Below are 24,966 nucleotides of genomic sequence, written 5' to 3'. Positions count from 1 at the left end.
TCAGGGAAGCTGCGCGTAGGCGCCACGGAAGTAGAGTAGCGGCTTCCCGTCCTCGCTGCCCGACAGACGGCGGACGCGGCCCACGATGATGACGTGGTCGCCACCGTCATAGACATGCTCCCGGTCGCACTCCAGGCTGGCGAGGCAGCCGGTGAGGATCGGCACGCCGCTGTCCCAGCGCTCCACCTCCACCCCGTCCCAGCGTTCCTGCAGGTCGCGGCGCGAGAAGCGGTTGGACAGTTCCGCCTGCCCTTCGGCCAGGATGTTCACCGCGAAGGACGGCGCGGTGGTGAAGGCCTCGAACGACATGGCCGCCCGGCCCAGGCAGAACTGCACCAGCGGCGGGTCGAGCGACACCGACGAGAAGGAGTTCACAGTCACGCCGATCGGCTCGCCGTCCGGTGCGACGGTGGTGACCACGGCGATGCCGGTGGGGAAGCATCCGAGGGCGTTGCGGAAAGCCCGAGAATCAAAGGTCATGGCGGCCTGTGTGGGCTCGTCGGTTATTGGGGCGAGGGTGCTGCGGCGAAACTGCGGGATTAACCCAGCCGGACCGTCGGTGCAAGTCGCATCTGCCGCGACCCGTCCGGAAGCGGCCGGATGTCGCCCTCCGCCACATTAAATGGATCTTAAGGATGAGGGTCCACCCTTCGGGCGTCCGCACGGACCGCGAATTCCCGACCACAAGGCCCCATTCAGCAAGGCTTCATGTCAGCGAACCCGTCCGGCGGCGAACAGCCGATCATCATCAAGAAGAAGAAGGGCGGCCATGGCGGCCACCATGGCGGCGCCTGGAAAGTCGCCTATGCCGACTTCGTGACGGCGATGATGGCCTTTTTCCTGCTGCTGTGGCTGCTCAACGTCACCACGTCGGACCAGCGCAAGGGAATCGCGGATTATTTCTCGCCCACCTCGGTCAGCCGCGAAAGTTCCGGGTCCGGCGGCATGCTGGGCGGGCGCACCATCACCGCGCCGGGCGCCCAGATCTCCCCCTCCTCCCCGATGTCCGCCGACGTCCCGGTCTCCGGGCCGCCCGGCCATTCGACCCAGGAGGACGACGAGGCGAACGACCCGACCGACGCCGCCCCGCCCCCCTCCTCCCCCGCCGAGCAGAAATCCAACGAGTCGCGGCTCGACTACCAGAAGCGGCTGGAGGAGCAGGCCAAGCAACTCGGCATCCCCGGCCAGAAGCCGGGCGAACGGCTGTCCGACTTCGCGGAGCGGGTGAAGGAAGGCGGCGAGAAGCTGCAGGACGCCCAGAAGGAGGCCCGCCAGTTCCAGCAGGCCGCCACCGAAATCCGCCAGGCCATCCAATCCGTGCCGGAGCTGGAGCCGCTGGCCCAGAACCTGATGATCGACCAGACGCCCGAGGGCCTGCGCATCCAGATCGTCGACCAGGACCGCGTCTCGATGTTCCCCGGCGGGTCGGGCCAGATGTACCCGCAGACCCGCCAGCTCGTCATGCAGGTGGCCAAGGCGCTCGCCAAGCTGCCCAACAAGCTGTCGATCAGCGGCCACACCGACGGCATTCCCTTCACCTCCGGGGCCGGGCGCGACAACTGGGACCTGTCCACCGAACGCGCCAACGCCACGCGCCGCGCCCTGATCGCCGGCGGCATCCCGGAGGAGCGCGTCCAGGACGTGATCGGCCGCGCCGACCGCGATCTCCTCGTGCCCGACCAGCCGGGCAGCCCGCGCAACCGCCGCATCAGCATGGTTCTGCTGCGCGAAAGCAAGACCACCACCGCACCCGCCGCCACGAATTGATACCAAAGCCGATGAGGCGTTGGTACCAAGGCGTTAGTTCCTTGCCTTTGAACGTACCCCTTCTTGTTTTGTCGATGCGCCGCACAACGCGGGGAATGTTTGCCCTGTTCAAAAGGCGAAGCGATGGTTCATACTTCGCGTCAGACACCATTGCCACACGGCATCGGTCAATCAAGGGCGTTAGCTGCGGGGGAGTCTGTGAGCGTACCCGAAGGCAAGGCGAATGACCTTTTGACGAACTATGATCCCGGCCTTTACTACGACGAATTGTTCGGAGGCCGTGATTATCCAGCCGAGCACTCGGCGCTGATCCGGCAGAGACTGGCCGGTCTGAACTTCGGGGATTTGTTGAGGCGGTCGCAAGACGCCGAACGTGAACTGTACAATCTGGGCATCACCTTCCTTGTTTATTCGAACAAGGACGCGGTGGACCGGATTCTTCCCTTCGACATCATTCCCCGGGTGATCTCGGCCAAGGAATGGGCGCATCTGGAGGCGGGAATCACCCAGCGCGTCACCGCGCTGAACCTGTTCCTCCACGACATCTACCACGACCAGAAGATCCTGAAGGACGGCGTGATCCCCGCCGACCTCGTGCTGGGCAACGGCTGTTTCCGGCCGCAGATGGTCGGGCTGGACGTGCCGTTCGACACCTACATCCACATCATGGGCACGGACTTGGTCCGCGACCGCGAGGGCACGTTCCGCGTGCTGGAGGACAACGGGCGCGTGCCGTCCGGCGTGTCCTACGTGGTCGAGAACCGCCACATGATGCAGCGCGTGTTCCCCGACCTGATGCAGGACATCGGCATCCGTCCGGTGGACAATTACGGGCACAAGCTGCTCGACGCGATGATGGAGATCGCGCCGCAGGACGTGGCCGACCCGCAGGTCGTGCTGCTGTCGCCCGGCTCCTACAACTCCGCTTATTTCGAGCACATCTTCCTGGCGCGCGAGATGGGCGTGCCGCTGGTCGAGGGCCGCGATCTGGTGGTGGAGAACGACCGCGTCTACATGAAGACCACCAACGGTCTGGCGCGGGTCGACTCGATCTACCGCCGCATCGACGACGCCTTCCTCGACCCCAAGGCCTTCAACCCGGACAGCATGCTGGGCGTGCCGGGCATCATGGAGGCCTACCGCAAGGGCAACGTGGCGCTGGCCAACGCCGTCGGCACCGGCGTGGCGGACGACAAGGCGATCTACTGCTACGTCCCGCGGATGATCAAATACTACCTGGACCAGGAGGCGATCATCCCCAACGTGGACACGCGCATCTGCCGCGAGGCCGACGCGCTGCAATACACGCTGGACAACCTGGACAAGCTGGTGGTGAAGCCGGTCGGCGAGGCCGGCGGCTACGGCATCACCATCGGCCCGCGCGCCAGCAAGGAAGAGTTGGCGGATTGCCGGGCCAAGCTGCTGGCCGATCCGTCCAACTACATCAGCCAGCCGGTGGTCGACCTGTCGGTCTGCCCCACGGTGACCGACGACGGGATCGACCCCCGCCACGTCGATCTGCGCCCCTTCGCCATCACGGGCAAGAACACCTGGGTGCTGCCCGGCGGTCTGACCCGCGTGGCGCTGAAGAAGGGCACGCTGATCGTCAACTCGTCGCAAGGCGGCGGGTCCAAGGACACCTGGGTTCTCCAGGACGGGGTTCTCCAGGATGGGTCACAGGAAGGGAGCGCGTCGTGAATCTGCTGGCCCGTTACGCCGAATGCATTTTCTGGATGGCGCGCTACATGGAGCGCGCCGAGAATCTCGCCCGGATCCTGGACGTGCATGAGACCTTCGCGCGCGACACGCGGGGGATGACCAACTGGTTCTCCATCGTCCAGCTCAACGCCGACGAGAAGGACTTCTTCAGCCGCCACGACCGCCCCACGGCGGAAGCGGTGGTCCATTACTACATGTTCGACACCCAGAACACGAACTCGCTGGTGTCCATGCTGCGCATGGCGCGGGAGAACGCCCGCGTCCTGCGTCCCTGGATCTCCACCGAGATGTGGACGCAGATCAACGTGTTCCACAACAAGCTGGTGGAGATGAACGGCAAGGACGTGGCCCTGCCCAACCTGTCCAAGGTCTGCACCTGGATCAAGGAGGAGTGCCAGACCCACACCGGCATCACCGAGGGCACCTTCTACCGCGACCAGGGCTGGTACTTCTACCAGCTCGGCAAATACATCGAGCGGGCGGACCAGACGACGCGCTTGCTCGACATCAAGTACCACACGCTGCTGCCCTCCCCCGTCGCGGTCGGCTCCACGCTGGACATGAGCCAGTGGACGACGGTGCTGCGCTCCGCCGCCGGGTACCACGCCTTCCGGCGCGTCTACCCGCGCGGCATGTCGCCCACCACGGTCGCCGGCTTCATGATGTTCAACGAGGGGTTCCCACGCTCCGTTGTGATGTGTGTGCGACAGATCGACGGCCTCTTGACCCGTTTGAAGTCCCGTTACACCCTGCGCAACGGCAGTGACGCGATGGAGAAGGTGGACGAATTGCTCGGCGCGCTTCTGGCACGCCCGATCGAGGAAGTGATCCAGCTCGGCCTGCACGAGTATCTGGACGGCGTGCAGGCCCAGCTCTGCGGCATCACCACCGAGATCGGACGCGCCTTCTTCGGCCAGGACACCGTCCCCATGACCCAGAGCCAATCCCAATAACCTCCGTTCAGCATCCTCTTCCAGCCGCCGAACCCCAACAGCCGACCCACGGGCCGGTTATTCAGAAGTCAGCCAGCCCGATGTCGGTCATCCAGCCGCAACTCCGCCCGCTCCAGCAGTTCTTCCGGTCCGGGCCGATGCCCTGCCCCTATCTGCCGGGACGGGTGGAGCGCAAGCTGTTCACCCGGCTGCTGGGCCCCTATTCGGCGGAGGTCAACTCCACCCTGTCGCGCGCCGGCTTCCGGCGCAGCCACGACATCGTCTACCGGCCGGTCTGCCCGAACTGCCAAGCCTGCGTCCCGGTCCGCATCCCGGTGGGCTCCTTCGCGCCCACCCGGTCGCAAAAGCGCGTCCGCCGGGCCAACAGCGACCTGACTCTGGCGGAGGCGCCCGCCGCCGCCACGACGGAGCAGTACCGGCTGTTCTCGCTCTACCAGAACTCCCGCCACGGCGAATCCGACATGGCGCGCATGGCCATGGCCGACTTCGCCGCCATGATCGACGAAGGGCGGGCGGATACCAGCCTGTTCGAAGCCCGCGACGCGGAAGGACGGCTGGTCGGCTGCATGCTGACCGACCGGCTGACCGACGGCTATTCCGCGGTCTACAGCTTCTACGACCCCCGCCAGGACCGCCGCAGCCTGGGCAGCTTCATGATCCTCAGCCTGCTGGAGCGCGCCCAGGCGGACGGGCTGCCCTACGTCTATCTCGGCTATTGGATCGCCCAGAGCCGCAAGATGGCCTACAAGGCCAAGTTCCGCCCCCTGGAGGCGCTGGGCCGCGACGGCTGGTTCCGTCTGCCCAACGATCCGACTGACTGACGGGCCGTCGTCCGGATTGCTCGCGATCCCGGATTGCTCGTGATCGGAGACTATTGGGGCAATCACGTATAAAGGCTTTCAAGCTCTTGCGCTGCCGGGGCCTCCTGCGGAATATTGCCGCAGCAAACACCCCATGGTGTTACCATAAAAGATTGAACCGGCGCCCAGCGCCACCGTTCACAGGGCAACAAAAGGAACGGACGGGGATACACCCGTCCCAAACCAACAGGGAGGCTCTCCGTTGAGGTTCCTGCTCCGAATCAGCGGGCTGATCGATGCTGTCAACGACGGCATCGGCAAGCTCGTCTATTGGCTGGTGCTGGTCGCCGTGATCGTCAGTTCCGGCAATGCCGTCATCCGCTACAGCCTCCATTACAGCTCCAACGCCTGGCTTGAGCTGCAATGGTACCTGTTCTCCGCGATTTTCCTGTTGTGCTCGGGCTACACGTTCCTGCGCAACGAACACATCCGCATCGACATCGTGCTCGGCCGCTTCTCAAGGCGCGTCCAGTGCATGGTGGACATCTTCGGGATCCTCTTCTTCCTGTTCCCGATGGCCATCCTGATCATGTGGCTCTCCTGGCCGATGTTCTGGGACAGCTTCATCACCAAGGAAATGTCGAGCGACGCCGGCGGCCTGATCCGCTGGCCGGCCAAGATCCTGGTTCCCGCCGGTTTCTTCCTGCTGACCATGCAGGCGGTGTCCGAGCTGATCAAACGCATCGCCTTCCTGGCCGGTCTGATTGACCAGCCCGGCGAGAAGATGCACAGCCACTCCTAAGAGACCGGGGACCACACACGATGGCCGCCTTCCTCATTGAGAACATGGCGCCGCTGATGTTCGCGGCGCTTGTTCTTTTCCTTCTGATGGGTTTCCCGGTCGCCTTCGCGCTCGCCGCGAACGGCCTCCTCTTCGGTCTGATCGGCATCGAACTGGGTCTGCTGACCCCGGCCCTGTTCCAGGCGCTGCCGGAGCGTGTCTTCGGCATCATGCGCAACGACACGCTGCTGGCCATTCCCTTCTTCACCTTCATGGGGCTGATCCTCGAACGATCCGGCATGGCCGAAGACTTGCTCGACACGGTCGGGCAGCTCTTCGGTCCGCTGCGCGGCGGTCTGGCCTACGCGGTGATCTTCGTCGGCGCGCTGCTCGCCGCGACGACCGGCGTGGTGGCCGCGTCGGTCATCTCGATGGGCCTGATCTCGCTGCCGATCATGCTGCGCTACGGCTATGACCGGCGTCTGGCGTCGGGCGTCATCGCGGCGTCGGGCACGCTGGCCCAGATCATCCCGCCGTCGCTGGTGCTGATCATCCTGGCCGACCAGCTCGGTCGCTCGGTCGGCGACATGTACGCCGGCGCCCTGGTCCCCGGCTTGGTGCTGACCGGTCTCTACGCCGGCTACATCCTGGTCGTCAGCATCGTCCGCCCCGAATTCACCCCGGCCCTGCCGCCGGAGGCCCGCTCCCTGCGCGGCTTCCAGCTGCTGTTCCGGGTGCTGACCTCGCTGGTGCCGCCGCTGGTCCTGATCTTCCTGGTGCTGGGCACCATCTTCATCGGCATCGCGACGCCGACGGAAGGCGGCGCCATGGGTGCCGCGGGCGCCATGATCCTGGCGCTCATGAAGCGGCAGCTGAGCTGGTCGCTGATGCGTCAGGCGATGGACACGACGGCGAAGCTGTCCTCCTTCGTCATCTTCATCCTGATCGGCTCGACGGTCTTCGGTCTGGTGTTCCGCGCCGTCAACGGCGACTTGTGGGTGGAGCATCTGCTGACCAGCCTGCCGGGCGGCGAACTGGGCTTCCTGATCGTCGTCAACATCATGGTCTTCCTGCTCGCCTTCTTCCTCGACTTCTTCGAGCTGGCCTTCATCATCGTGCCGCTGCTCGCCCCGGTCGCGGAAAAGCTGGGCATCGACCTGATCTGGTTCGGCGTCCTGCTGGGCGTCAACATGCAGACCTCCTTCATGCATCCGCCCTTCGGTTTCGCCCTGTTCTTCCTGCGAAGCGTCGCTCCACGGGAGGATTACAAGGACAAGATCACTGGGAAGATCATCAAGAAGATCACCACCGGCCAGATCTATTGGGGCGCTGTGCCGTTCGTCTGCATCCAGCTGATCATGGTGGCGCTGGTCATCATGTTCCCGGAGATGGTCTTCTCCGGTCTGGACCGCGGCGAGCCGATTGATCTGGACAACGTGAAGATCGAGATCCCGGCCTTCGATTCGGGCGAACCGCCGCCGCCCTTCGGCGCGCCGGAACAGCCCGCCGAGGACCCCAACGCCGACCTCATGCGGCAGTTGCAGGGCAAGTAACCGCTCCCTCCTCCTCCGCCCAGCGGGGGAGGAACCGGAAAGCCCACCCGCGTATCGGCAACAAAAAAGCCCCGCTTCCGCGGGGCTTTTTCGTGTTCGGTGTTCTTTCAGGATTTCTTCTTCGGCGTCGGGGCCGAGTAGACGAAGTTGTCGAAGGTGTTCTCGGCGACGCGGAACCACAGGTATTCCTCGTCGCGGAACTTGCGCCACTGCTCATAGACCTTGCGGAACTTCTCGTTCTTCGCGGCTTCCTCCTCGTAGACGTCGAAGGTCGCCTGATAGCAGGCCTGCAGGATGTCGCGCGGGTAGGGCTTCAGCACCGTGCCGGCGCCGACCAGACGCTTCAGCGCATGCATGTTCACCACGTCGTACTTGCCGACCATGTCGGCGGTCGCGTCGGCGCAGGCCGCTTCGAGAATCGCTTGGTAATGCTTGGGAAGCTGCTCCCACTGCGGCAGACTGACGAGGAAGGACACCTGCGGTCCGCCCTCCCACCAGCCGGGGTAGTAGTAGTATTTGGCGACCTTGTTGAAGCCGAGCTTCTCGTCGTCGTAGGGGCCGACCCACTCCGCCGCGTCGATCGTGCCCTTTTCCAGCGCCGGGTAGATGTCGCCGCCGGCGATCTGCTGCGGCACGACGCCCAGGCGCTGCAGGATGGTGCCGGCGTAGCCGCCGATGCGGAACTTCAGACCCTTCAGATCCTCCACCGTCTTCAGCTCGTTGCGGAACCAGCCGCCCATCTGGGTGCCGGTGTTGCCCGCCGCGAACTGGACGATGTTGTAGCCCTTGAAGAACTCGCGCATCAGCTCCATGCCGCCGCCATGGGTCATCCAGGCGTTCTGCTGGCGCGCGTTCAGGCCGAAGGGCATCGCCGCGTCGAAGGCGAAGGTCGGGTCCTTGCCGACGTAATAATAGGAGACGGTGTGGCCGCACTCCACGGTGCCGTCCTTCACGGCGTCCAGCACCTGCAGGCCGGGGACGATCTCGCCGCTGGCGAAGGTGCGGATCTGGAACTTGCCCTCGGTCATCTCGGCGACGCGCTTGGCCACCCGCTCGGCCCCGCCGTAGATGGTGTCCAGGCTCTTGGGAAAGCTTGACGCGCAGCGCCACTTGATCTCGGGGTTGCTCTGCGCGATGGCGGGGGCGGCCAACGTGCTGGCGGCGACACCGACACCGGCGCTGGTGATGAAGGTACGGCGTTTCATGGCGGTCTCCTTGGGTCCTCTCGTCCCGGCGTGGGCGCACACCGCCGTTCCCGCCCCCGCAAAGGGGGCGCGGCGTGCGAACCGAAAGGCTGTTGGTTTTTAGGAAGTTGTCTGGCAACGCCGGATCGACGTCACCGTGCGGATCACGGACCGGAGCTGCCGGAGCCGATGGGCCCCCGTGCCGCCGCTGTGCCTTCACACGGATCTGTGGTGACCATGCGCGTGCCTCCCTGTCGCCCGGTGTTCCTCCGGCCCCTGGCGCCCCCTTCGGGGCACTCCTTCGGTCGGTGGCACCGAGTTCATTTTGATACGATCACTATGCCGGAATCGCGGGGCAGACTTCAAGTCCGAGCATGGCTCGACCCTACCAATTCGGGAATTTTCCGTCGAAAATTCCGCCAAAAGTGAAACGGGGGGCCAAAGGCCCCCCGTTTGCGCGCAACGTTAGGTGTATGGGTCCGGGAAACGGCCGTCTTACGTGAAGCGGTTCACCTTGGGGAAGCCGTTGGGCGGCATCTTGCCCACGCCGGCGCGGTTGCCCAGCCAGCCGGTCAGGTTGGTGACGTTGAACTGCCGCTCGCCGTGTTTCCAGCTCAGCCCCTCGGCGATGGTGAAGACCTTCAGGTCGGACAGGCTGCCGTCCTTGTACTTCTGAAGCTGCACGCCCTTGCCGCGGGCCATCACCGGCACCTGCTCCAGCGGGAAGACCAGCAGCAGGCGGTTGTTGCCGATGACGGCCACATGGTCGCCCTCCGCCGGGATGCAGATCTTGGCGTCCTTGTTGTCGTCGGGGTTGAGGACCTGCTTGCCGGAGCGGGTGTGGGCGACGACCTCGTTCTCCTCGACCTGGAAGCCGCGCCCGTCCTCCGACGCGACCAGCAAACGGCGGTCGGGCTGGTGCTTGAACAGGGTGATGATGTCCGCCTCGTTGCCGAGATCGATCATCAGCCGCACCGGCTCGCCGAAGCCGCGCCCGCGCGGCAGCTTGTCGGCGGACAGCGTGTAGAATTTGCCGTTGGTGCCGAAGACGAGGAGCTTGTCGGTGGTCTCGCAATGGACCCAGAAGCCTTCCTTGTCGCCTTCCTTGTACTTCACGTCGAGGCGTTCGGCGTCGGTCAGATGGCCGCGCACCGCGCGAATCCATCCCTTCTGCGAACACAGCACGGTCAGCGGCTCGCGCTCCACCATGGCGTCGACGGGGATATCGATGACGGCGGTGGCCTCGGCGACCAGCGTGCGGCGGTCCTCGCCGAAGCGCTTGCGCGTCTCCTCCGTCTCCTTGCCGATGGTCTTCCAGCGCAGGCTCTCGTCCGACAGCAGCTCGGTCAGACCGGTCCTCTCGGCGGTCAGCGCGTCGTTCTCGCGCTGGATCTCCATCTCCTCAAGCTTGCGCAGGTTGCGCAGCCGCATGTTGAGGATGGCCTCGGCCTGCACCTCGGTCAGGGAGAAGGCGCGCATCAGCTCCTGCTTGGGCTCGTCCTCCTCGCGGATGATGCGGATGACCTCATCCAGGTTCAGATAGGCGATCAGGTAGCCGCCCAGGACCTCCAGCCGGTGGTCGATCTTGGCCAGCCGGTGGCGGGACCGCCGCTCCAACACCTCCATCCGGTGGTCGAGGAAGGCGTCGAGCACCTCGAACAGATTCATGACGCGCGGGACGTTGTCCTTGTCCAGCACGTTCATGTTCATGGCGAAGCGGATTTCCAGATCGGTCGTCTGGAACAGCGAGGCCATCAGGACCTCGGGGTCGACGTTGCGGCTCTTCGGCACGAGGACGAGGCGCACATCCTCCGCCGACTCGTCGCGCACGTCCTCCAGAAGCAGCAGCTTGCGGTTGGTCAGAAGCTCGGCGATCTTCTCGACCAGCCGGGCCTTCTGCACCTGATAGGGCATCTCGGTGACGACGACCTGCCAGGTGCCCTGCCCCAGCTTCTCCACCTCCCACTTGGCGCGCAGGCGGAAGGAGCCGCGGCCGGTGCGGTAGGCCTCGACCACGTTGGCCCGCGGCTCGACCAGCACGCCGCCGGTCGGGAAGTCGGGGCCGGAGATCAGGGTGACCAGATCCTCGATCTTGGTCGGGGCCGGCTTCTCCTTGCCGGCCAGCGCCGCCTTGACGCAGTCCAGCTTGTGCTTCAGCACCAGACGCAGGGCGGAGCAGAGCTGGGCGGCGTTGTGCGGCGGGATGTTGGTCGCCATGCCGACGGCGATGCCGCTGGAGCCGTTGGCCAGCAGGTTGGGGAAGTTGGCGGGCAGGACCGCCGGCTCGTCCCCGTCGCCGTCGTAGGTCGGGCGGAAATCGACCGCGTCCTCGTCGATGCCTTCCAGCAGGGCCTTGGCGACGTCGGTCAGGCGCGCCTCGGTGTAGCGCATGGCCGCGGCGTTGTCGCCGTCGATGTTGCCGAAGTTCCCCTGCCCGTCCACCAGCGGGTAGCGCACCGCGAAGTCCTGCGCCAGACGGACCAGCGCGTCGTAGACGGAGGTGTCGCCGTGCGGGTGGAACTTGCCGATCACGTCGCCGACCACGCGCGCCGACTTCTTCGGCGGCGTCGAGGGGTCGAGCCGCAGCTGGCTCATGGCGTAGAGCAGGCGCCGGTGCACCGGCTTCAGCCCATCGCGCACGTCGGGCAGCGACCGCGCCATGATGGTGGAGAGCGCGTAGCTCAGGTACCGCTCGCTCAGCGCGTCGCGGAGCGGCTTCTCCTGGATGTCGAGGACGGGGTCTTGGGCAGGGTCTCGGGACGTCATGGCGTGTGGATACCAAATCTAGCGGCGGCGCGCCACCGTGTTCTCGTAACGTTCTCTTAATCGCAGCCTTGCGGGCGGCAGCGGTCCGTTGAGCAGATGGCGCTCCAGGAAATGACCGGTCAGACGCAGTCCCTCCGCCACCGCCTGCGGCCCGCCGCCGCCCAGACCGATCAGGAATCCGGGCAGCGGCAACAGCCGGTCGCGGTAGGGTTCCCCGGCGGAGGCCGACACCGCGCGCCCGGTGCGCGGGCTGACATAGGCGAGGTAATCGTTGGCTCCGGTGACCGCGCAACGGTCGAGATCCAGCCCGAATCCGAGTTCCGCCAGCAACCCGACCTCCCACCGCACGTAGGACTCGGCCCAGGCGTCGCCGCCCAGCAGGCCGAACAGCGCCAGAAGCCCGTCGAACAGCGCCGGGTGCGGCTGGTGCTCCGGCAGGGCGGCCTCGGCCAGCGCGCAGGCGGCGGTCAGGGTCGCGAGTCGCAACGGATCATCGAGAAAGGCGGCGGAATAGCCCTGCACCACCTCCAGCGTCAGGTTGCCCAGATGCTCCGGCAGGCGCCCGCGCCAGCGCGCCGACACCAGCGTGCCGGGCTCCAGCGCCGCCCGTGTGCGGCTGGACCGCCCGCCCATCACCATGCCGGCGTGCCGCCCGTGGTCCCGCGTCAGCAGGGTGACGACCGCCGAGGTCTCGCCATGCGGCCGGGCCGACAGCACGACGCCCTGATCGGACCACTCCATAGGCCTGCTTCCTTACGTTGACGGGGCCTGCGAGGCTCGCCCGCGGCGCCCAGGCATACCCCGGAGTGCCCGCAAGGCGGGATCGGTCACGCTTTCCGCCAGCATGGCGCAAATCCTTCGCAACAGGGCTTCATTTCTCATTCACCATTCGGGCACTATGTTGCGAGTGACGGAATGCGGGCGCGCCGCGGCGGTGAGGGGGCTTTGAGCAGCACGATCGAGCGATATCTGCTGGCCGAGAAAGCTGGCTCCGAGGGCGTGTGGGACTGGGACCTTCGCAACGATACGATGTTCCTGTCTCCCCGCTTCAAGGAGTTTCTCGGGTTGCCGCCGGGCGAGATCAATCGCCCGGAGGATTGGCTCGACCACGTCCACCCCGACGACATCGACTGGCTCTACGCCTCCTTCGAAGGCCAGATGGTTGGCGTCTCGCTTCCTTTCCAGATCGAACACCGAGTCCGCCGCGCCGGAGCCGGCTTGTCGCCGGACAATGGCGACTCCGGCTGGCGCTGGCTGGTCTGCCGCGGCATGGCCGTGCCCGACGAATCGGGCGATCCGGTGCGTCTCGTCGGGTCGGTCGCCGACATCACCGATCGCAAGCACGCCGAAGCCCAGCTCCGCAAGAGCGAGGAGCGCTACGCTCTCGCCGCCGCAGCCAGCAATGACGGGCTGTGGGATTGGGATCTCGACGCCGGAACCGCCTATTATTCGCCGCGCTGGCTGTCGCTCCTCGGGCTTGAGGAAGGCAGCATCGGCAACAGCCCGGACGAATGGATGGAGCGCGTCCATTCCGACGACCGCCGTTCGTTGCGCGAAGCGCTCGACGCCCTGGGTGGCGAGAACACCGTTTTCCAGATCGAGTACCGCGTGCACCACGCCGACGGCGGCATCCGCTGGATGGCCTGCCGCGGCATCGCGGTTCTGGACGCGCAGGGCCGGCCGGTGCGGCTGGTCGGCAGCCAGGCCGACGTCACCGACCGCAAGACCGCCGAGCAACGCCTGCTGCAGAGCGAGGAGCGCTACGCGCTGGCCGCCGCGGGCGCCAACGACGGGCTGTGGGACTGGCGGCTGGACACGGACCAAGTCTATTACTCCCCGCGCTGGGCGGCGATGCTCGGCTTCGCCGTGGACAGCCTGTCCAACCGCATCGGCGAATGGTTCGACCGCGTGCACCCCGACGACCTGGCCGGGCTGCGCACCGCCTTCGACCTGCATCTGACGGGCGAGCGCGAACATCTCCAGCACGTCTTCCGCATCCAGGCCGCCGACGGGGACGAGCTGTGGATGCTGGTCCGCGGGCTCGCCGTGCGGGACGGGTCGGGACGGGCGGTGCGAATCGCCGGCTCGATGACCGACATCACCGCCCAGAAGCGGGCGGAGCAGCAGCTCCTGTTCGACGCCTTCCACGACGGCATGACCGGGCTGCCCAACCGCACCCTGCTGCTGGACCGCATCGGCCAGGCGCTCGACCGCAACCGGCGGGCCGGCGGCAAGGCCTTCGCCGTCATCTTCGTCGATCTCGACCGCTTCAAGTCGATCAACGACGCGCTGGGGTCCAGCGTCGGCGACCGGCTGCTGAAGACCATCGCCGAGCGGCTGGACGAGACCCGCCGCATGGGCGACACGCTGGCCCGCCTGTCGGCGGACGAATTCGCCGTTCTGCTGGACGGCATCGACGACGTGGGCGACGCCCTGTCCGCGGCGGAGCGCATGGGCGAGGCCGTCGCGCGGCCGCTGGCCCTGGACGGCCACGACCTGGTGCTGTCCGCCTCCATCGGCATCGCCCTCAGCGTCTCCGGCTACGACCGGGCGGAGGAGATGCTGCGCGACGCCAGCCTCGCCATGTACCGCGCCAAGTCGGGCGGGCGAGCGCGCATCGACGTCTTCGACAGCAACCTGCGCCGTCAGGCGATGGCCCAGATGCGCACGGAAACCGACCTGCGCATGGCTTTGGAGCAGGATCAGCTCGTCCTCTACTACCAGCCGATCGTCGCCCTCTCCTCGGGCCAGATCGCCGGGTTCGAGGCGCTGATGCGCTGGAAGCATCCCGAGCGCGGGCTGGTCCCGCCGGGCGAGTTCATCCCGTTGGCCGAGGAGTCGGGCCTGATCGTCCCGATGGGCCGCTGGGCGTTGCGCGTGGCGGCGCGCCAGCTCGGCCAATGGCAGGCCCGCTTCCCGCGCTCCACCCCACTGTTCATGAGCGTGAACGTCTCCTCCCGCCAGTTCAGCGACGACGACCTGATCGGGCTGGTCAGCGAGGTTCTCCAGGAAAGCCGGGTCCCGCCCTCCAGCCTGAAGCTGGAGATCACGGAAAGCCTGCTGATGAAGGACCCCGCCAAGTGCCGGGTGCTGATGCAGGGCATCCGCGACATGGACGTGCGCCTGTCCATCGACGATTTCGGCACCGGCTATTCGTCGTTGTCCTACCTGCACAAGTTCCCGGCGGACACGCTGAAGATCGACCGCAGCTTCGTCCAGGCCATCTCGTCGGGCGAGGGCAACGCGGCCATCGTGCAGGTGATCGCCACGCTGGCCGCCATCCTGGGCATGGACGCGGTGGCCGAAGGCGTGGAGACCGAGATGGAGTCGGAGTTCCTGCGCGATATCATGTGCAAGTACGCGCAGGGCTACCTCTACGCCCGACCGGCCCCCGCCGACGCCATCGAGGCGCTGCTGCTCCGCGAGGCGGAGGAACCGCTGGCCCTCCCCAGCCTGGCGTAAGGCCCCGCGTCTCCCAATCCGGCCCCATCGAACGGACACTTTCCCCGGCACCGCCCTTTGTGCGAGTGTCCGCGCTCTTTCACCGGGACAGATCGGGATTCTGCGTTATGGCCGACCGCAACTGCGGAGAATGCACGCTGTGCTGCAAGCTGATGGGCGTGCCCGAACTGAAGAAGCCTTCGGCCAAGTGGTGCGTGTCCTGCGACCAGGGCAAGGGCTGCACCGTCTATGAGGAGCGTCCGCAGTCCTGCCGGAACTTCCAGTGCTTCTGGCTGATGGACGAGAACTTCCCCGACGAGTTCCGGCCCGATCGCATCCACGCCCTGGCCGCCTTCAACGACGTCAAGGACAGCTGCGTCCTCCACGTCGATCCGGCCAAGCCGCGCGCCATGTCCAGCCCGAAGGTCAACGCCCTGATCGACGCGCTTCTCAAGAGCTACGCCAAGGTGTTCGTGCTGTCCGGCAAGGAAAGCGCGCTGATCCAGCGCTGAGTCCGGTTACGCCGCGCCGCCGCGGAAGTTGAGCAGGCTCGGCGCCTTGTCGATGATCTCCTCCAGGATCAGGGAGGCGGTCTCCAGATCGCGCTCCAGGTCCTGGCCCAGCTTGCCGGCGTAGTTGGGGCGCTTCAGCTTCTCGTGGGCGTCGTGCAGGCTGCGCAGCTCCGCCACGAAGATCTCGCGGGCGCCCATCGGCAGGATCGGGTTGGCCGACAGCACGAAGAAGAAGCGCATGCTGGCCCGAACCAGAAGGGCCAGCATCACCGTGTCCAGCCGCTCGAACTGGTCGCGCAGGTCGTCGGAGCGGGTGTCCACGAGGTTGCGCAGCCGCTGCTCGATCAGGATGACCAGCGCCTGGAACTCGCCCACCTTGTCGCGGAATTCGCGGTAGGCGCCGAAGCTGTGCTTGCTCGCCTCATGCTCGGCCAGTTGGGCGAGCTTCGACGCCTCCCGGCACTGGCGCTCCAGCGCGGACAGCAGTTCCTTGACCTCGGCGCGGGTGTATTGGCGCTTGCTCATGACGGCGGAAAGACCCTTCGACGCGACGGCCTGCCCTATAGCACGAAGACGGGCGCCGGTCACCGGGACGCTTCACCGGCGCGAAGACGGTGTCACCCCGATCAGTGATCCGCCGCCGCCGGTTTGCCCCCCGGACGCCGCACCAGCGGCATCAGCAGGAGCCCGGCGAAGAACACCCCGGCCATCAGCAGCAGGCAGTCGTTGAAGGTGAGCACCATCGCCTCGCGCTCCACCATGCGGGCCAGCGTCTTCATGGCGGCGGCCTGCGGGTCGGCGACCAGCCCGTCGAACTTGGTCGCCAGCCCGTCCAGCGTCTCCTGCACCAGCGGGCGGGCGAGGTTCAGGTTGTCGCCCAGCCGGTTCATGTGCAGGGAGGCCCGCTCCAGCAGCACGGTGTTGATCGCCGCCAGACCGATGGCGCCGCCCAGGTTGCGCATCAGGTTGTAGAGGCCTGACGCGTTCTTGAGCTGCTCCGGCGGAAGCGTACCGAGCGCGATGGTGTTCACCGGGATGAAGCAGAGCATCAGGGACAGGCCACGCACCGCCTGCGGCAGGAACAGCTCCCAGAAGCCGGACTGGTTGGTCAGGTGGGCGTTCAGCCAGACGCCCGTGCCGAACAGGCACAGCCCCATCGCCAGCATCACCCGCAGGTCGAGCTTCTTCGACAGCGCGCCGGCGATCGGCGCGGACAGGAACTGGAAGGCGCCGGTCACGAACATGATCGTGCCGATCTGCAAACTGTTCAGCCCGCGCACCCGCGCCAGGAACAGCGGCTGCAGATAGACCGCCCCGTAGAGTCCGATGCCGATGATGAAGCTGTAGAGCGAGCCGATGGCGAAGTTGCGGTCCAGGAAGGCGCGCAGCTCGACGATCGGGTTGCCGTAGGTCAGGACCCGCCAGAAGAAGCCGACGGCGGACACCGCGGCGACCACGGCGAAGATCGCCACATACTCGTCCTGGAACCAGTCCTGGCGCGGGCCTTCCTCGACCACGAACTCCAGGCTGCCGAGGAAGGCGGCCATCAGCCCCAGCCCGATGAAGTCGAAGCCCTTGCGCAGCGCCGGGTTGGGCTTGTCCACGTCGACCAGCGTCCACACCAGCGAGGTCACGGCGATGCCCGGCAGGACGTTGGCCAGGAACAGCCAGTGCCAGGAGAAGCTCTGGGTCAGCCAGCCGCCGAGAGTCGGGCCCAGCGTCGGCGCCATGGTGGCGACCAGACCGATCATCACCGACACGCCGGCCCGCTTCTCCGGCGGGAACAGGGAGAAGCTGGTGGCGAAGACGGTCGGGATCATCGCGCCGCCGATGAAGCCCTGGAGCGCCCGCCACACGATCATCGATTCGATGCTGGAGGTGAAGGCGCAGGCGACGCTGGTCAGGGTGAAGCCGGCGGCGGCGATGGTGAACAGCACGCGGGTGGAGAGAATCCGCGCCAGCATGCCGGACAGCGGGATCATCACCACCTCGGCGATGAGGTAGGAGGTCTGCACCCACGAGATCTCGTCGGCGCTGGCCGCGAGGCCCGCCTGGATCTCCGACAGGGAGCTGGAGACGATCTGGATGTCCAGGATCGCCATGAACATGCCGACGACCATGGACAGGAAGCCCAGCCAGTCGCGCGTGCTCACCGGGCGCGGCCCGGCGCTGGACCCGGCACTGGAAGGGGAAGGAGCCGCCGCGTCCCGGCCCGCAGGGGGCGGGGGAGTTTGGAGCCGGGACGCGGCGGTCTCGCCGCCCGCGTCCGCCGGGGGATTGGCGGTGCTGGCGGTGGGCGTGTCGTCGTTGGTGATGGCGGTCATGGTCGCCCTCTCCAGGACGAAAGAGATTGAAACGAAAAACGGGTGTTGGCGTGGTTACTTCGACGCGACCGTCCGGCCGGGGACCAGCGCGCCCATGACGGTGCCCCTGTCGTGCGGCTGCTCCTCGGCGCCGCGGGTGTCCACCTCGGCGACCACCGACAGGCCGGGGCGCAGCAGGCCGGACAGCACGCTGTCGCGCGGCAGGGCGATGCGCACGGGCACGCGCTGGACGATCTTGGTGAAGTTGCCGGTCGCGTTCTCCGGCGGCAGCAGGCTGAACTGCGAGCCCGACGCCGGGGCGAAGCTCTCCACCCGGCCGAGCAGATGCTTGTCCGGATAGGCGTCGACCTCAACCGTCACCGGCTGGCCGGGACGCATGCGGGCGAGCTGCGTCTCCTTGAAGTTGGCGACCACATAGACGTCGGGCAGCGGCACCAGCGAGAGAAGCTGCACGCCCGGACGCGCGTACTGGCCGACCTGGACGCCGCGGTTGCCGACCACCCCGTCCACCGGGGCGCGGATGACCGTGTTGTTCAGATCGTTGCGCGCGGTCTGCAGGGCGGCCTCCGCCTGACGCAGGCGGGCGTCGGTCTCGCTGCGGCTGGCGTTCAGCACGCCGACCTGATCCTGTTCCGCGACCAGCGCGGCGCGGCTGCGGGCGGTCTCCGCCGTCGCCTTGCGCAGGTCGGCGTCCGCCGTCTCGAACTTCTGGCGGCTGGCCCAGCTGTCGCTGGCCAGCGCGCGGGTGCGGTCGAAATCCTGCTGGGCGCGGCGCTGCTCGGCCTCGGCGCTGGAGACCGAGGCGGCGGCCTGATCGATGATCGCCTTCTGGAGCTGCAGCTTGCTGTCGATGGTGCCGAGCGCCGCCTTCTGCGCGGCGACGTTGGCCTCGGCCTCCGCGACCTTGGCGCGGAAGTCCTGGTCGTCCAGCACCGCGAGCACGTCGCCTGCGGCGACCTGCTGGTTCTCCGCCACCCGGACGTCCCGCACATAGGCGGAGACCTTGGGACTCACCACCGTGATGTCGCTGTGGACATAGGCGTTGTCGGTCGACTCGAAGAAGCGACCCTCGGTCCACCACTCCCAGCCGGCGTAGCCGCCACCGGCCAGCGCCGCCACCGCCACACCCGACAGAACGATCTTCCGCACGGCCTTGACCATCGTAATCCAGCCCACCCGTTTCGGTTCTTTGCCCGGCGCGGTCCGGCTTGCCGCCGTCCCGCCGAAACTGAACCGTTCAGTTTAGTCTTGCGAAAAGATGATCGTGGGCCTACCTGTTGTCAAGAGTGAACTGAACGGTCTAGTTTTAACGTTTGGGATTGTGGTTGAATGCGGAACGCGTTACGGCAGCGGGGACTCGGTGCAGGAAGTCCCGCAAGCACCGTCGGCACCGTGGTAGAACAGGACGCAGGGCCGGTTTCAGGACACCCGGTTTCAGGACACGAGGAACGCATGAGCACGCTGGTCGCCCCCACCCCGGAGGCAGGATCGAAGCCCGCGCAGATCCTGGAGGCCGCCGGAAAGCTGTTCCTGGACCATGGCTACGGCGCCGTCAGCATGGACGCCATCGCCAAGACGGCCAACGTGTCCAAGGCGACGCTCTACGCCCATTTCGGCAGCAAGGACGAGCTGTTCCGCGTCATGGTCGCCCGCGAATGCAAGGGGCAGGCGATGGCCGCCGTCTGCGAGGAGGCGCGCGCGCTCGACATGGCCGACGGGCTGCGCCTGATTGCCCGCCATTTCGTCACGCTGATCCTGTCGCCGCAGGCGCTGGCCGGCTACCGCGTGGTCGTCGGCGAGGCGCACCGCTTCCCCGAACTGGCGAGCGCCTTCTACGAGGCGGGCCCGGCCCGCACCATGGAGCACATCAGCGCCTTCATGACCGACCTCGACCGCCGCGGCCTGCTGCGCATCCCCGACCCGCAGTTGGCGGCGGAGCAGTTCGTCGGACTCGTCAAGTCGCACACGCATCTGCGCTTCATGCTGTGCCTGTCCGAACGCCCGACCGAGGAGCAACTGACCCGGATCGTCGACGGCGCGGTCTCCCTGATCATCCGGGGCTACGCGCCATAACGGAACTGCGGTCAGCGCCAGCCTCAGCGACCGCCGTCGAAGGTGATCATGACCTCCAGCACCCCGGCGGCGTCCGCCTGGATATCGCGGAAGGTGGCGATCTCACCGGGAAGGATCTGCGGCGGCACCGGCTCGACGGTCCAGTTCCGCAACGGCTGGCGGTCGGCGCCCAGCGCGGTGACCCGCAGCGCCGGCACCGTGCGCAGCGTCTCGGAGACGTTGACGATCTGCCCCTCCACCAGCAAAGCGGCCTTGCCGTCCTCGGCCTTCTGTTCCGAGCGGACGTTCTGAAGCTGCAGGCCGGTGCCCGGCGGCTCCACCGGCAGGCCGACCGTCTCGTAGAACAGCGCGGCCGGAGGCCACAGCCGCACCACGGTGGCGCGGCCGAAATAACCGGCAGCACCGATGGCCAGCAACACCGCCACGAAGGCCCCCCAACCGACCAGCGCCCGGCGCCGCGCCCCGGGGTCGGCCACAGGCTTGGCAGCCGCCTTCGTCTTGGAGGACGGCGTCTTGGTGGAGGGCGGCGGGACCGGGTGGAACTCGGTCACCGCGTCGGGATGGAAGACGGGATCGTCCTGCGGCAACTGCCACCACATGTGGCCGCATTGGGCGCAACGCACCTTCCGGCCCTGCGGACCGACCGCCGAATCGGCAAGAGTGTACCGTGTGTCGCAGGCCGGACAGGTGATGATCATAGATGCCGATCGTTGTCACCGAATTTGCAGACTGTCCTTATAGGTAGTCGTGAGGTGTGAAGCAAGGAACGCACGGGCGCCGCGCGCGGCCGTCCCCAGCCGGACGAGGATGGCCCGGCTGACGAAGACAATGTTCGGGGCCGCGGGGCGGACAGCGGTGGACGCGCCGGCCCCTGCCGGTGCATTGTCCATCCGCGCACCCGGCGGGACGCCGCCGGGGCCTTCCGTTGCGCCTTTGGTGGGACCGTGATCCGTTTCGAGAATGTGGGACTGCGCTATGGCACCGGACCGGAGGTGCTGCGCGACATCAGCTTCACCCTGCCACCCGGCTCGTTCCACTTCATGACGGGGGCGAGCGGGGCCGGCAAGTCGTCGCTGCTCAAGCTGATGTATCTGGCGCTCCGCCCGTCGCGCGGGCTGGTCACCCTGTTCGGCAAGGACATGGCGCGGGTCAAGCGCACCGACCTGCCGGCGCTGCGCCGCCAGATCGGCGTGGTGTTCCAGGATTTCGCCCTGCTCGACCATCTCTCGGCGCTCGACAACGTGGCGCTGCCGCTGCGCATGGGCGGCGCGCGCGAGTCCGACGTGGTGGAGCACTGCACGGAAATCCTGCGCTGGGTGGGGCTGGGCAACCATCTGAACTCCCTGCCCTCCACCCTGTCGGGCGGGCAGCAGCAGCGCGTCGCCATCGCCCGCGCGGTCATCAACCGCCCGCGCCTGCTGCTGGCCGACGAGCCGACCGGCAACGTGGACGACGGCATCGGCATGCGCCTGCTCTACCTGTTCGAGGAGCTTCACAAGCTGGGCACCACCGTGGTCATCGCCTCGCACAACGAGGCGCTGATCCGCCGCTTCGAGCACCCGCGGCTGATGCTGGAGAACGGGCGCCTGCACGTCCTGCCGGCGCACGCCTCGCGCTGGGCCTGACGCGGAGGGAAGGAGACACGCCATGGCCCTGCCGCCGCTGACCCGCCGAAATTCCGATCTGCCGCTGGCGAAGGACCCGACCTCGCGCTTCCTCATGTGGCTGACCGCGCTGATGGTCTATCTGGCGGCGCTGGCGCTGGCCGGGGCCCTGCTCGTCTCCGACATGACCCGGCGCTGGGACAGCGGTCTGGCCGGTGGGCTGACCGTGCAGATCATGCCGCTGCCCGACAGCGCCCAGGCCGCCCCGCTGGAGGAGCGGACGGAGGCCGCGCTGACCGTCCTGCGCGCCACCCCTGGCATCGCGACCGCCAGCGTCCTGTCCAGCGGCGACGTCGGCCGGCTGCTCGAACCCTGGCTGGGCAAGGAGGCCGCCGACCCGCTGCTGCCGATGCCGCGGCTGATCGACGTGATGACCAACGGGCCGGTGGACACGGCGGCGCTGTCCGTGCGCCTGACCTCCGCCGCCCCCGGCGCCACGCTGGATGACCACGCGGTGTGGCTGGCCGACCTGCGCCGCTTCGCCGGGGCGATGCATCTGGCGGCGCTGGGCATCGTGGCGCTGATCGGCGGGGCGGGCGTGATGGCGGTGGTCTTCGCCGTGCGCTCCGGACTCGCCATCCACCGCCATGTGGTGGAGCTGCTGCACCTGATGGGGGCCACCGACCGCTATGTGGCGCGGCAGTTCGAATCGCACGTCATCGGCCTGACCCTGCGCGGCGGGATGACCGGGCTGCTGCTGGCCGCCGGCACGCTGGGCGGGATCGGCCACGCCGCCGCCGGGCTTCACGCCAGCCTGCTGCCCGACCTTGCCACCTCGCCCTGGTGGGCCGTCGCCGCGCTGGCCGCCGTGCCGCTGGCCGCCTGCCTGCTGGCGGCGCTGACCGCGCGCTGGACGGTGCTGCGCACGCTGGAGTCGATGCCGTGACCGTCCTCCCGATCCGTCCGTCCGGAGGCTGAGGGATGGCCCACTCGCGGCGCGCCCGGGTCCTGCGGGCTTTGCGACGGCTGCTGCTTCTGGCGATGCTGGGCGGGCTGGCGTGGCTCGGCGGGCTGTTCTGGTTCGCCGCGTCGATTCCCCGCACCCCGCCGCCGCCCGGCAGCGCCGAGGCCACCCGCAACACCGACGCCATCGTCGTGCTGACCGGCGGCAGCGGGCGGCTGAGCACCGGGCTGGAGCTGCTGGCCGACGGGCGGGCGCACCGGCTGTTCGTCTCCGGCGTCTACGAGGGGCTGGAGGTGCAGGAGTTGCTGAAGCGCTCGCGCCAGTTCCCCGGCGAGATGGAATGCTGCATCACGCTCGGCTATTCGGCGGACAGCACGATCGGCAACGCCTACGAGACGGCGGACTGGCTGCGCGCGCAGGGCTACGGCTCGATGCGGCTGGTCACCGCCAATTACCACATGATGCGCAGCCTTCTGGAGTTCCGCATGGTGATCCCGGAGGTCGAGGTGGTGCCCCACCCCGTCGCCTCCCCCAACGTGCATCTCAACGACTGGTGGCTGTGGCCGGGCACGGCGAATCTGCTGATGACCGAGTACAACAAGTACATTGTGACGCGCCTTCGCTACACGCTTGAGAAGCTGATCGAATCCTGACAAGTTCCCGGCCATGATCTTCCTGCGTTCCCTCGCCTTCAACGTCGCCTTCTATGTGTGGACGGCGGTCATCTGCGTCGGCATCCTGTGGTCGCTGCTGCTGCCGCGCCGCAGCATGATCCGCGTGATCACATGGTATTTCGGCACCGTCTCGTGGCTGGAGCGCACGCTCGTCGGCATCCGTTACGAGGTGCGCGGGCGGGAGCACGTCCCCCAGAGCGGGTCCTTCCTCCTGGCCGCCAAGCACCAGTCGGCCTGGGAGACGATGAAGCTGCACTTCCTCGTCAACGACCCGGCGATCATCCTGAAGCGCGAGCTTCTGTGGATTCCCATCTGGGGCTGGTACGCCGCCAGATCCCGGATGATCGCCGTCGACCGCGGCGCCAAGGGCCGCGCCGTCGCCTCGATGGTCCGGAACGCCCGCCCGGTGCGGGACGAGGGGCGGCCCATCGTGATCTTCCCGCAGGGGACGCGGGTCGCCGTCGGCGCCTACCGACCCTACCGGATCGGCGTCGGCGTGCTCTACGACCATCTCAAAATCCCCATCGTGCCGATGGCGCTGAACGCCGGTCTCTACTGGGCGCGCAACAGCTTCATCAAGCGGCCGGGCACCATCATCGTGGAATTCCTGCCCCCCATCCCAGCGGGCCTGGGCCGCGCCAAGGCCATGCAGGAGCTGGAGGAGCGGCTGGAGGCGGCCACCGACCGGCTGGTCGTCGCCGCCGGCGGGCCGGCGACCGTGCGGCCGAAGGCGGCGGAACCAGCCACCGCCGCGGTGAGCGAAACCGCCTCCTGATGCGCCGGGGCGCGGCCTTCGCCTTCCTCGCCGGTCTTGTGCTGGCGATGTCGACGGTGGTGGCGACAGTGGTGGCGACGGACGCCCACGCCCAGTCGCAGCCGAGCGGCGAACGCTTCTCCAACGCCGCGGTGACCGGGGGCGTCACCATCACCCGCAAGGCCTGCGCCGCGCTGGAGGCCCAGGACACCGCCGCCTGGGTCGAGGTGGACGGGCGCGGGGAATGCCTGCGCTACTACGCGGCGGGCCTGCGCCCCGCCCCCGGCCCCAACCCGATTGCCGCGGCCTGGATGCACGGCGACATCATGGGGACCAAGCCGACCTCCGTCGGCCACCAGGAGGGGCTGGGCGTCGCCGCCATGATCGACCAGGAACGCGCCCTGGCGGAGCGGTTCGGCATCCCCTTCCTGTTCCTCGCCCGGCCCGGCGCCTATGGCAGTTCCGGCCGCTTCTGGACGACGCGCCACACGCCGCGCGAGGCGGCCCTGATGAACGCGCTGCTCGACGTCCTGAAGGCCCGCTACGGCGTGACGGAATGGGCGCTGGGCGGGCACAGCGCCGGCGGAACGCTGACCGCGGAGTTCCTGGCCCGCCGCCATGATCTGCGCTGCGCGGTGATCTCCTCCGGCGCGCCGGCCTACCGCGCCTATCTGGAGGCGCGCGGGCTGCGGACGCTGCTGGCCCGCCCGCAGGGCTGGTTCGACCCCGCCGCATCGCTCGACCGCATCCCGCCCGATCCTGGACGCCGCGTCTTCGTCATCGGCGACCCGCGCGAGACCAACATCCCGTTCGACACCCAGCGCGGCTACTTCGACGCCCTGACCGCGCGCGGGCACGCGGCGTGGCTGGTGCCGCTGGAGCGGGCGCCGGCCCCGCGCCACCACAGCCTCGTGGACTTCGGCGAGACCGCTCTCGGCCTGTGCGGGTCCGGCGCCGACAGCGGCCATATCCTGGCGACGCTCAAGGCCATGCCGGATCAACGGGACCGCATCAGCAACTGACAGCCGGAACGCAAGAAGAACGGCTGGGTTGACCCCCGGGAGGGTGGCACCTACTCTTCGGACATGGCTGTCGGC

Annotated in this window: 22 protein-coding genes; 14 read left to right on the top strand and 8 right to left on the bottom strand. The window is 67.6% G+C overall.

Annotated features, from left to right (window positions below; all coding sequences use genetic code 11):
- Positions 1 to 480, bottom strand: coding sequence for a flavin reductase family protein (locus Sp245p_RS21335; RefSeq protein ID WP_014198303.1), 480 nt, complete (start codon positions 478 to 480; stop codon positions 1 to 3).
- Between the two features lie 228 nt (positions 481 to 708).
- Here Sp245p_RS21335 and Sp245p_RS21330 point away from each other — a divergent pair, with 228 nt between their 5' ends.
- From Sp245p_RS21330 to Sp245p_RS21305, 6 genes are all read left to right on the top strand, one after another.
- Positions 709 to 1,767: a flagellar motor protein MotB gene (locus Sp245p_RS21330; protein ID WP_014198302.1), complete on the top strand. Its 1,059-nt coding sequence runs from the start codon at positions 709 to 711 to the stop codon at positions 1,765 to 1,767.
- 231 nt (positions 1,768 to 1,998) lie between these two features.
- Positions 1,999 to 3,465: a circularly permuted type 2 ATP-grasp protein gene (locus Sp245p_RS21325; RefSeq protein ID WP_014198301.1), complete on the top strand. Its 1,467-nt coding sequence runs from the start codon at positions 1,999 to 2,001 to the stop codon at positions 3,463 to 3,465.
- Positions 3,462 to 4,439, top strand: a complete 978-nt coding sequence (locus tag Sp245p_RS21320; RefSeq protein WP_014198300.1) for an alpha-E domain-containing protein — start codon at positions 3,462 to 3,464, stop codon at positions 4,437 to 4,439. The genes Sp245p_RS21325 and Sp245p_RS21320 overlap by 4 nt, the downstream gene beginning before the upstream one ends.
- Positions 4,440 to 4,519: 80 nt before the next feature.
- On the top strand, positions 4,520 to 5,260 hold the full coding sequence (locus tag Sp245p_RS21315) for an arginyltransferase (protein WP_014198299.1): 741 nt from the start codon (positions 4,520 to 4,522) through the stop codon (positions 5,258 to 5,260).
- A 241-nt stretch (positions 5,261 to 5,501) separates the two neighbouring features.
- Entirely contained in the window at positions 5,502 to 6,041 is a 540-nt protein-coding gene (locus Sp245p_RS21310) for a TRAP transporter small permease subunit (RefSeq protein ID WP_014198298.1), read from the top strand.
- Positions 6,042 to 6,061: 20 nt separating this feature from the next.
- Positions 6,062 to 7,573: a TRAP transporter large permease gene (locus Sp245p_RS21305; protein ID WP_014198297.1), complete on the top strand. Its 1,512-nt coding sequence runs from the start codon at positions 6,062 to 6,064 to the stop codon at positions 7,571 to 7,573.
- Positions 7,574 to 7,680: 107 nt separating this feature from the next.
- On the opposite strand, the gene Sp245p_RS21300 is transcribed toward Sp245p_RS21305, so the two are convergent.
- The 3 genes from Sp245p_RS21300 to recO form a co-directional block, all read right to left on the bottom strand.
- The gene (locus Sp245p_RS21300) at positions 7,681 to 8,778 is read right to left on the bottom strand and encodes a TRAP transporter substrate-binding protein (RefSeq protein WP_014198296.1); all 1,098 of its coding nucleotides are present in this window, start codon (positions 8,776 to 8,778) and stop codon (positions 7,681 to 7,683) included.
- Positions 8,779 to 9,252: 474 nt separating this feature from the next.
- Positions 9,253 to 11,523: a DNA topoisomerase IV subunit A gene (gene parC, locus Sp245p_RS21295; RefSeq protein ID WP_109138821.1), complete on the bottom strand. Its 2,271-nt coding sequence runs from the start codon at positions 11,521 to 11,523 to the stop codon at positions 9,253 to 9,255.
- 18 nt (positions 11,524 to 11,541) lie between these two features.
- Positions 11,542 to 12,264, bottom strand: coding sequence for a DNA repair protein RecO (gene recO / locus Sp245p_RS21290; RefSeq protein WP_014198293.1), 723 nt, complete (start codon positions 12,262 to 12,264; stop codon positions 11,542 to 11,544).
- A 204-nt stretch (positions 12,265 to 12,468) separates the two neighbouring features.
- Here recO and Sp245p_RS21285 point away from each other — a divergent pair, with 204 nt between their 5' ends.
- Together Sp245p_RS21285 and Sp245p_RS21280 are read left to right on the top strand one after the other, a co-directional pair.
- A complete protein-coding gene (locus Sp245p_RS21285) occupies positions 12,469 to 14,985 on the top strand; it encodes a sensor domain-containing protein (RefSeq protein ID WP_014198291.1) in 2,517 nt (838 codons plus the stop codon).
- Between the two features lie 107 nt (positions 14,986 to 15,092).
- Entirely contained in the window at positions 15,093 to 15,476 is a 384-nt protein-coding gene (locus tag Sp245p_RS21280; protein ID WP_014198290.1) for a hypothetical protein, read from the top strand.
- A 6-nt stretch (positions 15,477 to 15,482) separates the two neighbouring features.
- Here Sp245p_RS21280 and Sp245p_RS21275 read toward each other — a convergent pair whose 3' ends face one another.
- From Sp245p_RS21275 to Sp245p_RS21265, 3 genes are all read right to left on the bottom strand, one after another.
- Positions 15,483 to 16,001 carry a hypothetical protein gene (locus Sp245p_RS21275; protein ID WP_014198289.1) on the bottom strand — a complete coding sequence of 173 codons (519 nt, stop codon included), beginning with the start codon at positions 15,999 to 16,001 and terminating at the stop codon, positions 15,483 to 15,485.
- A gap of 101 nt (positions 16,002 to 16,102) precedes the next feature.
- The gene (locus tag Sp245p_RS21270; protein ID WP_165359988.1) at positions 16,103 to 17,800 is read right to left on the bottom strand and encodes a DHA2 family efflux MFS transporter permease subunit; all 1,698 of its coding nucleotides are present in this window, start codon (positions 17,798 to 17,800) and stop codon (positions 16,103 to 16,105) included.
- A 54-nt stretch (positions 17,801 to 17,854) separates the two neighbouring features.
- A complete protein-coding gene (locus tag Sp245p_RS21265) occupies positions 17,855 to 18,949 on the bottom strand; it encodes an HlyD family secretion protein (RefSeq protein ID WP_244439434.1) in 1,095 nt (364 codons plus the stop codon).
- Positions 18,950 to 19,252: 303 nt separating this feature from the next.
- Here Sp245p_RS21265 and Sp245p_RS21260 point away from each other — a divergent pair, with 303 nt between their 5' ends.
- Positions 19,253 to 19,873 carry a TetR/AcrR family transcriptional regulator gene (locus Sp245p_RS21260; RefSeq protein ID WP_014198285.1) on the top strand — a complete coding sequence of 207 codons (621 nt, stop codon included), beginning with the start codon at positions 19,253 to 19,255 and terminating at the stop codon, positions 19,871 to 19,873.
- 23 nt (positions 19,874 to 19,896) lie between these two features.
- Here Sp245p_RS21260 and Sp245p_RS21255 read toward each other — a convergent pair whose 3' ends face one another.
- The gene (locus Sp245p_RS21255; protein ID WP_109138819.1) at positions 19,897 to 20,571 is read right to left on the bottom strand and encodes a zinc-ribbon domain-containing protein; all 675 of its coding nucleotides are present in this window, start codon (positions 20,569 to 20,571) and stop codon (positions 19,897 to 19,899) included.
- A 246-nt stretch (positions 20,572 to 20,817) separates the two neighbouring features.
- Between Sp245p_RS21255 and ftsE the strand changes: the two genes are divergently transcribed.
- Genes ftsE through Sp245p_RS21230 form a run of 5 tightly spaced genes read left to right on the top strand, consistent with a single transcriptional unit; the run spans position 20,818 to position 24,891 of the window.
- Positions 20,818 to 21,498 (top strand): cell division ATP-binding protein FtsE, encoded by a 681-nt coding sequence (gene ftsE / locus Sp245p_RS21250; RefSeq protein ID WP_014198283.1) that lies wholly within the window; start codon positions 20,818 to 20,820, stop codon positions 21,496 to 21,498.
- A gap of 22 nt (positions 21,499 to 21,520) precedes the next feature.
- Complete coding sequence (locus tag Sp245p_RS21245; RefSeq protein ID WP_014198282.1) at positions 21,521 to 22,423, top strand: cell division protein FtsX; 903 nt, start codon at positions 21,521 to 21,523, stop codon at positions 22,421 to 22,423.
- A 35-nt stretch (positions 22,424 to 22,458) separates the two neighbouring features.
- Positions 22,459 to 23,094: a YdcF family protein gene (locus Sp245p_RS21240; RefSeq protein WP_014198281.1), complete on the top strand. Its 636-nt coding sequence runs from the start codon at positions 22,459 to 22,461 to the stop codon at positions 23,092 to 23,094.
- Positions 23,095 to 23,107: 13 nt separating this feature from the next.
- Positions 23,108 to 23,890, top strand: a complete 783-nt coding sequence (locus Sp245p_RS21235; protein WP_014198280.1) for a lysophospholipid acyltransferase family protein — start codon at positions 23,108 to 23,110, stop codon at positions 23,888 to 23,890.
- A complete protein-coding gene (locus tag Sp245p_RS21230; protein ID WP_109138818.1) occupies positions 23,890 to 24,891 on the top strand; it encodes an alpha/beta hydrolase family protein in 1,002 nt (333 codons plus the stop codon). The genes Sp245p_RS21235 and Sp245p_RS21230 overlap by 1 nt, the downstream gene beginning before the upstream one ends.
- The last annotated feature ends 75 nt before the right edge of the window (positions 24,892 to 24,966 follow it).

This window comes from Azospirillum baldaniorum, assembly GCF_003119195.2.
Taxonomy (GTDB): domain Bacteria; phylum Pseudomonadota; class Alphaproteobacteria; order Azospirillales; family Azospirillaceae; genus Azospirillum; species Azospirillum baldaniorum.
Note: the sequence above shows the minus strand (reverse complement) of the source record. Positions and strands in the feature narration are given on the sequence as shown.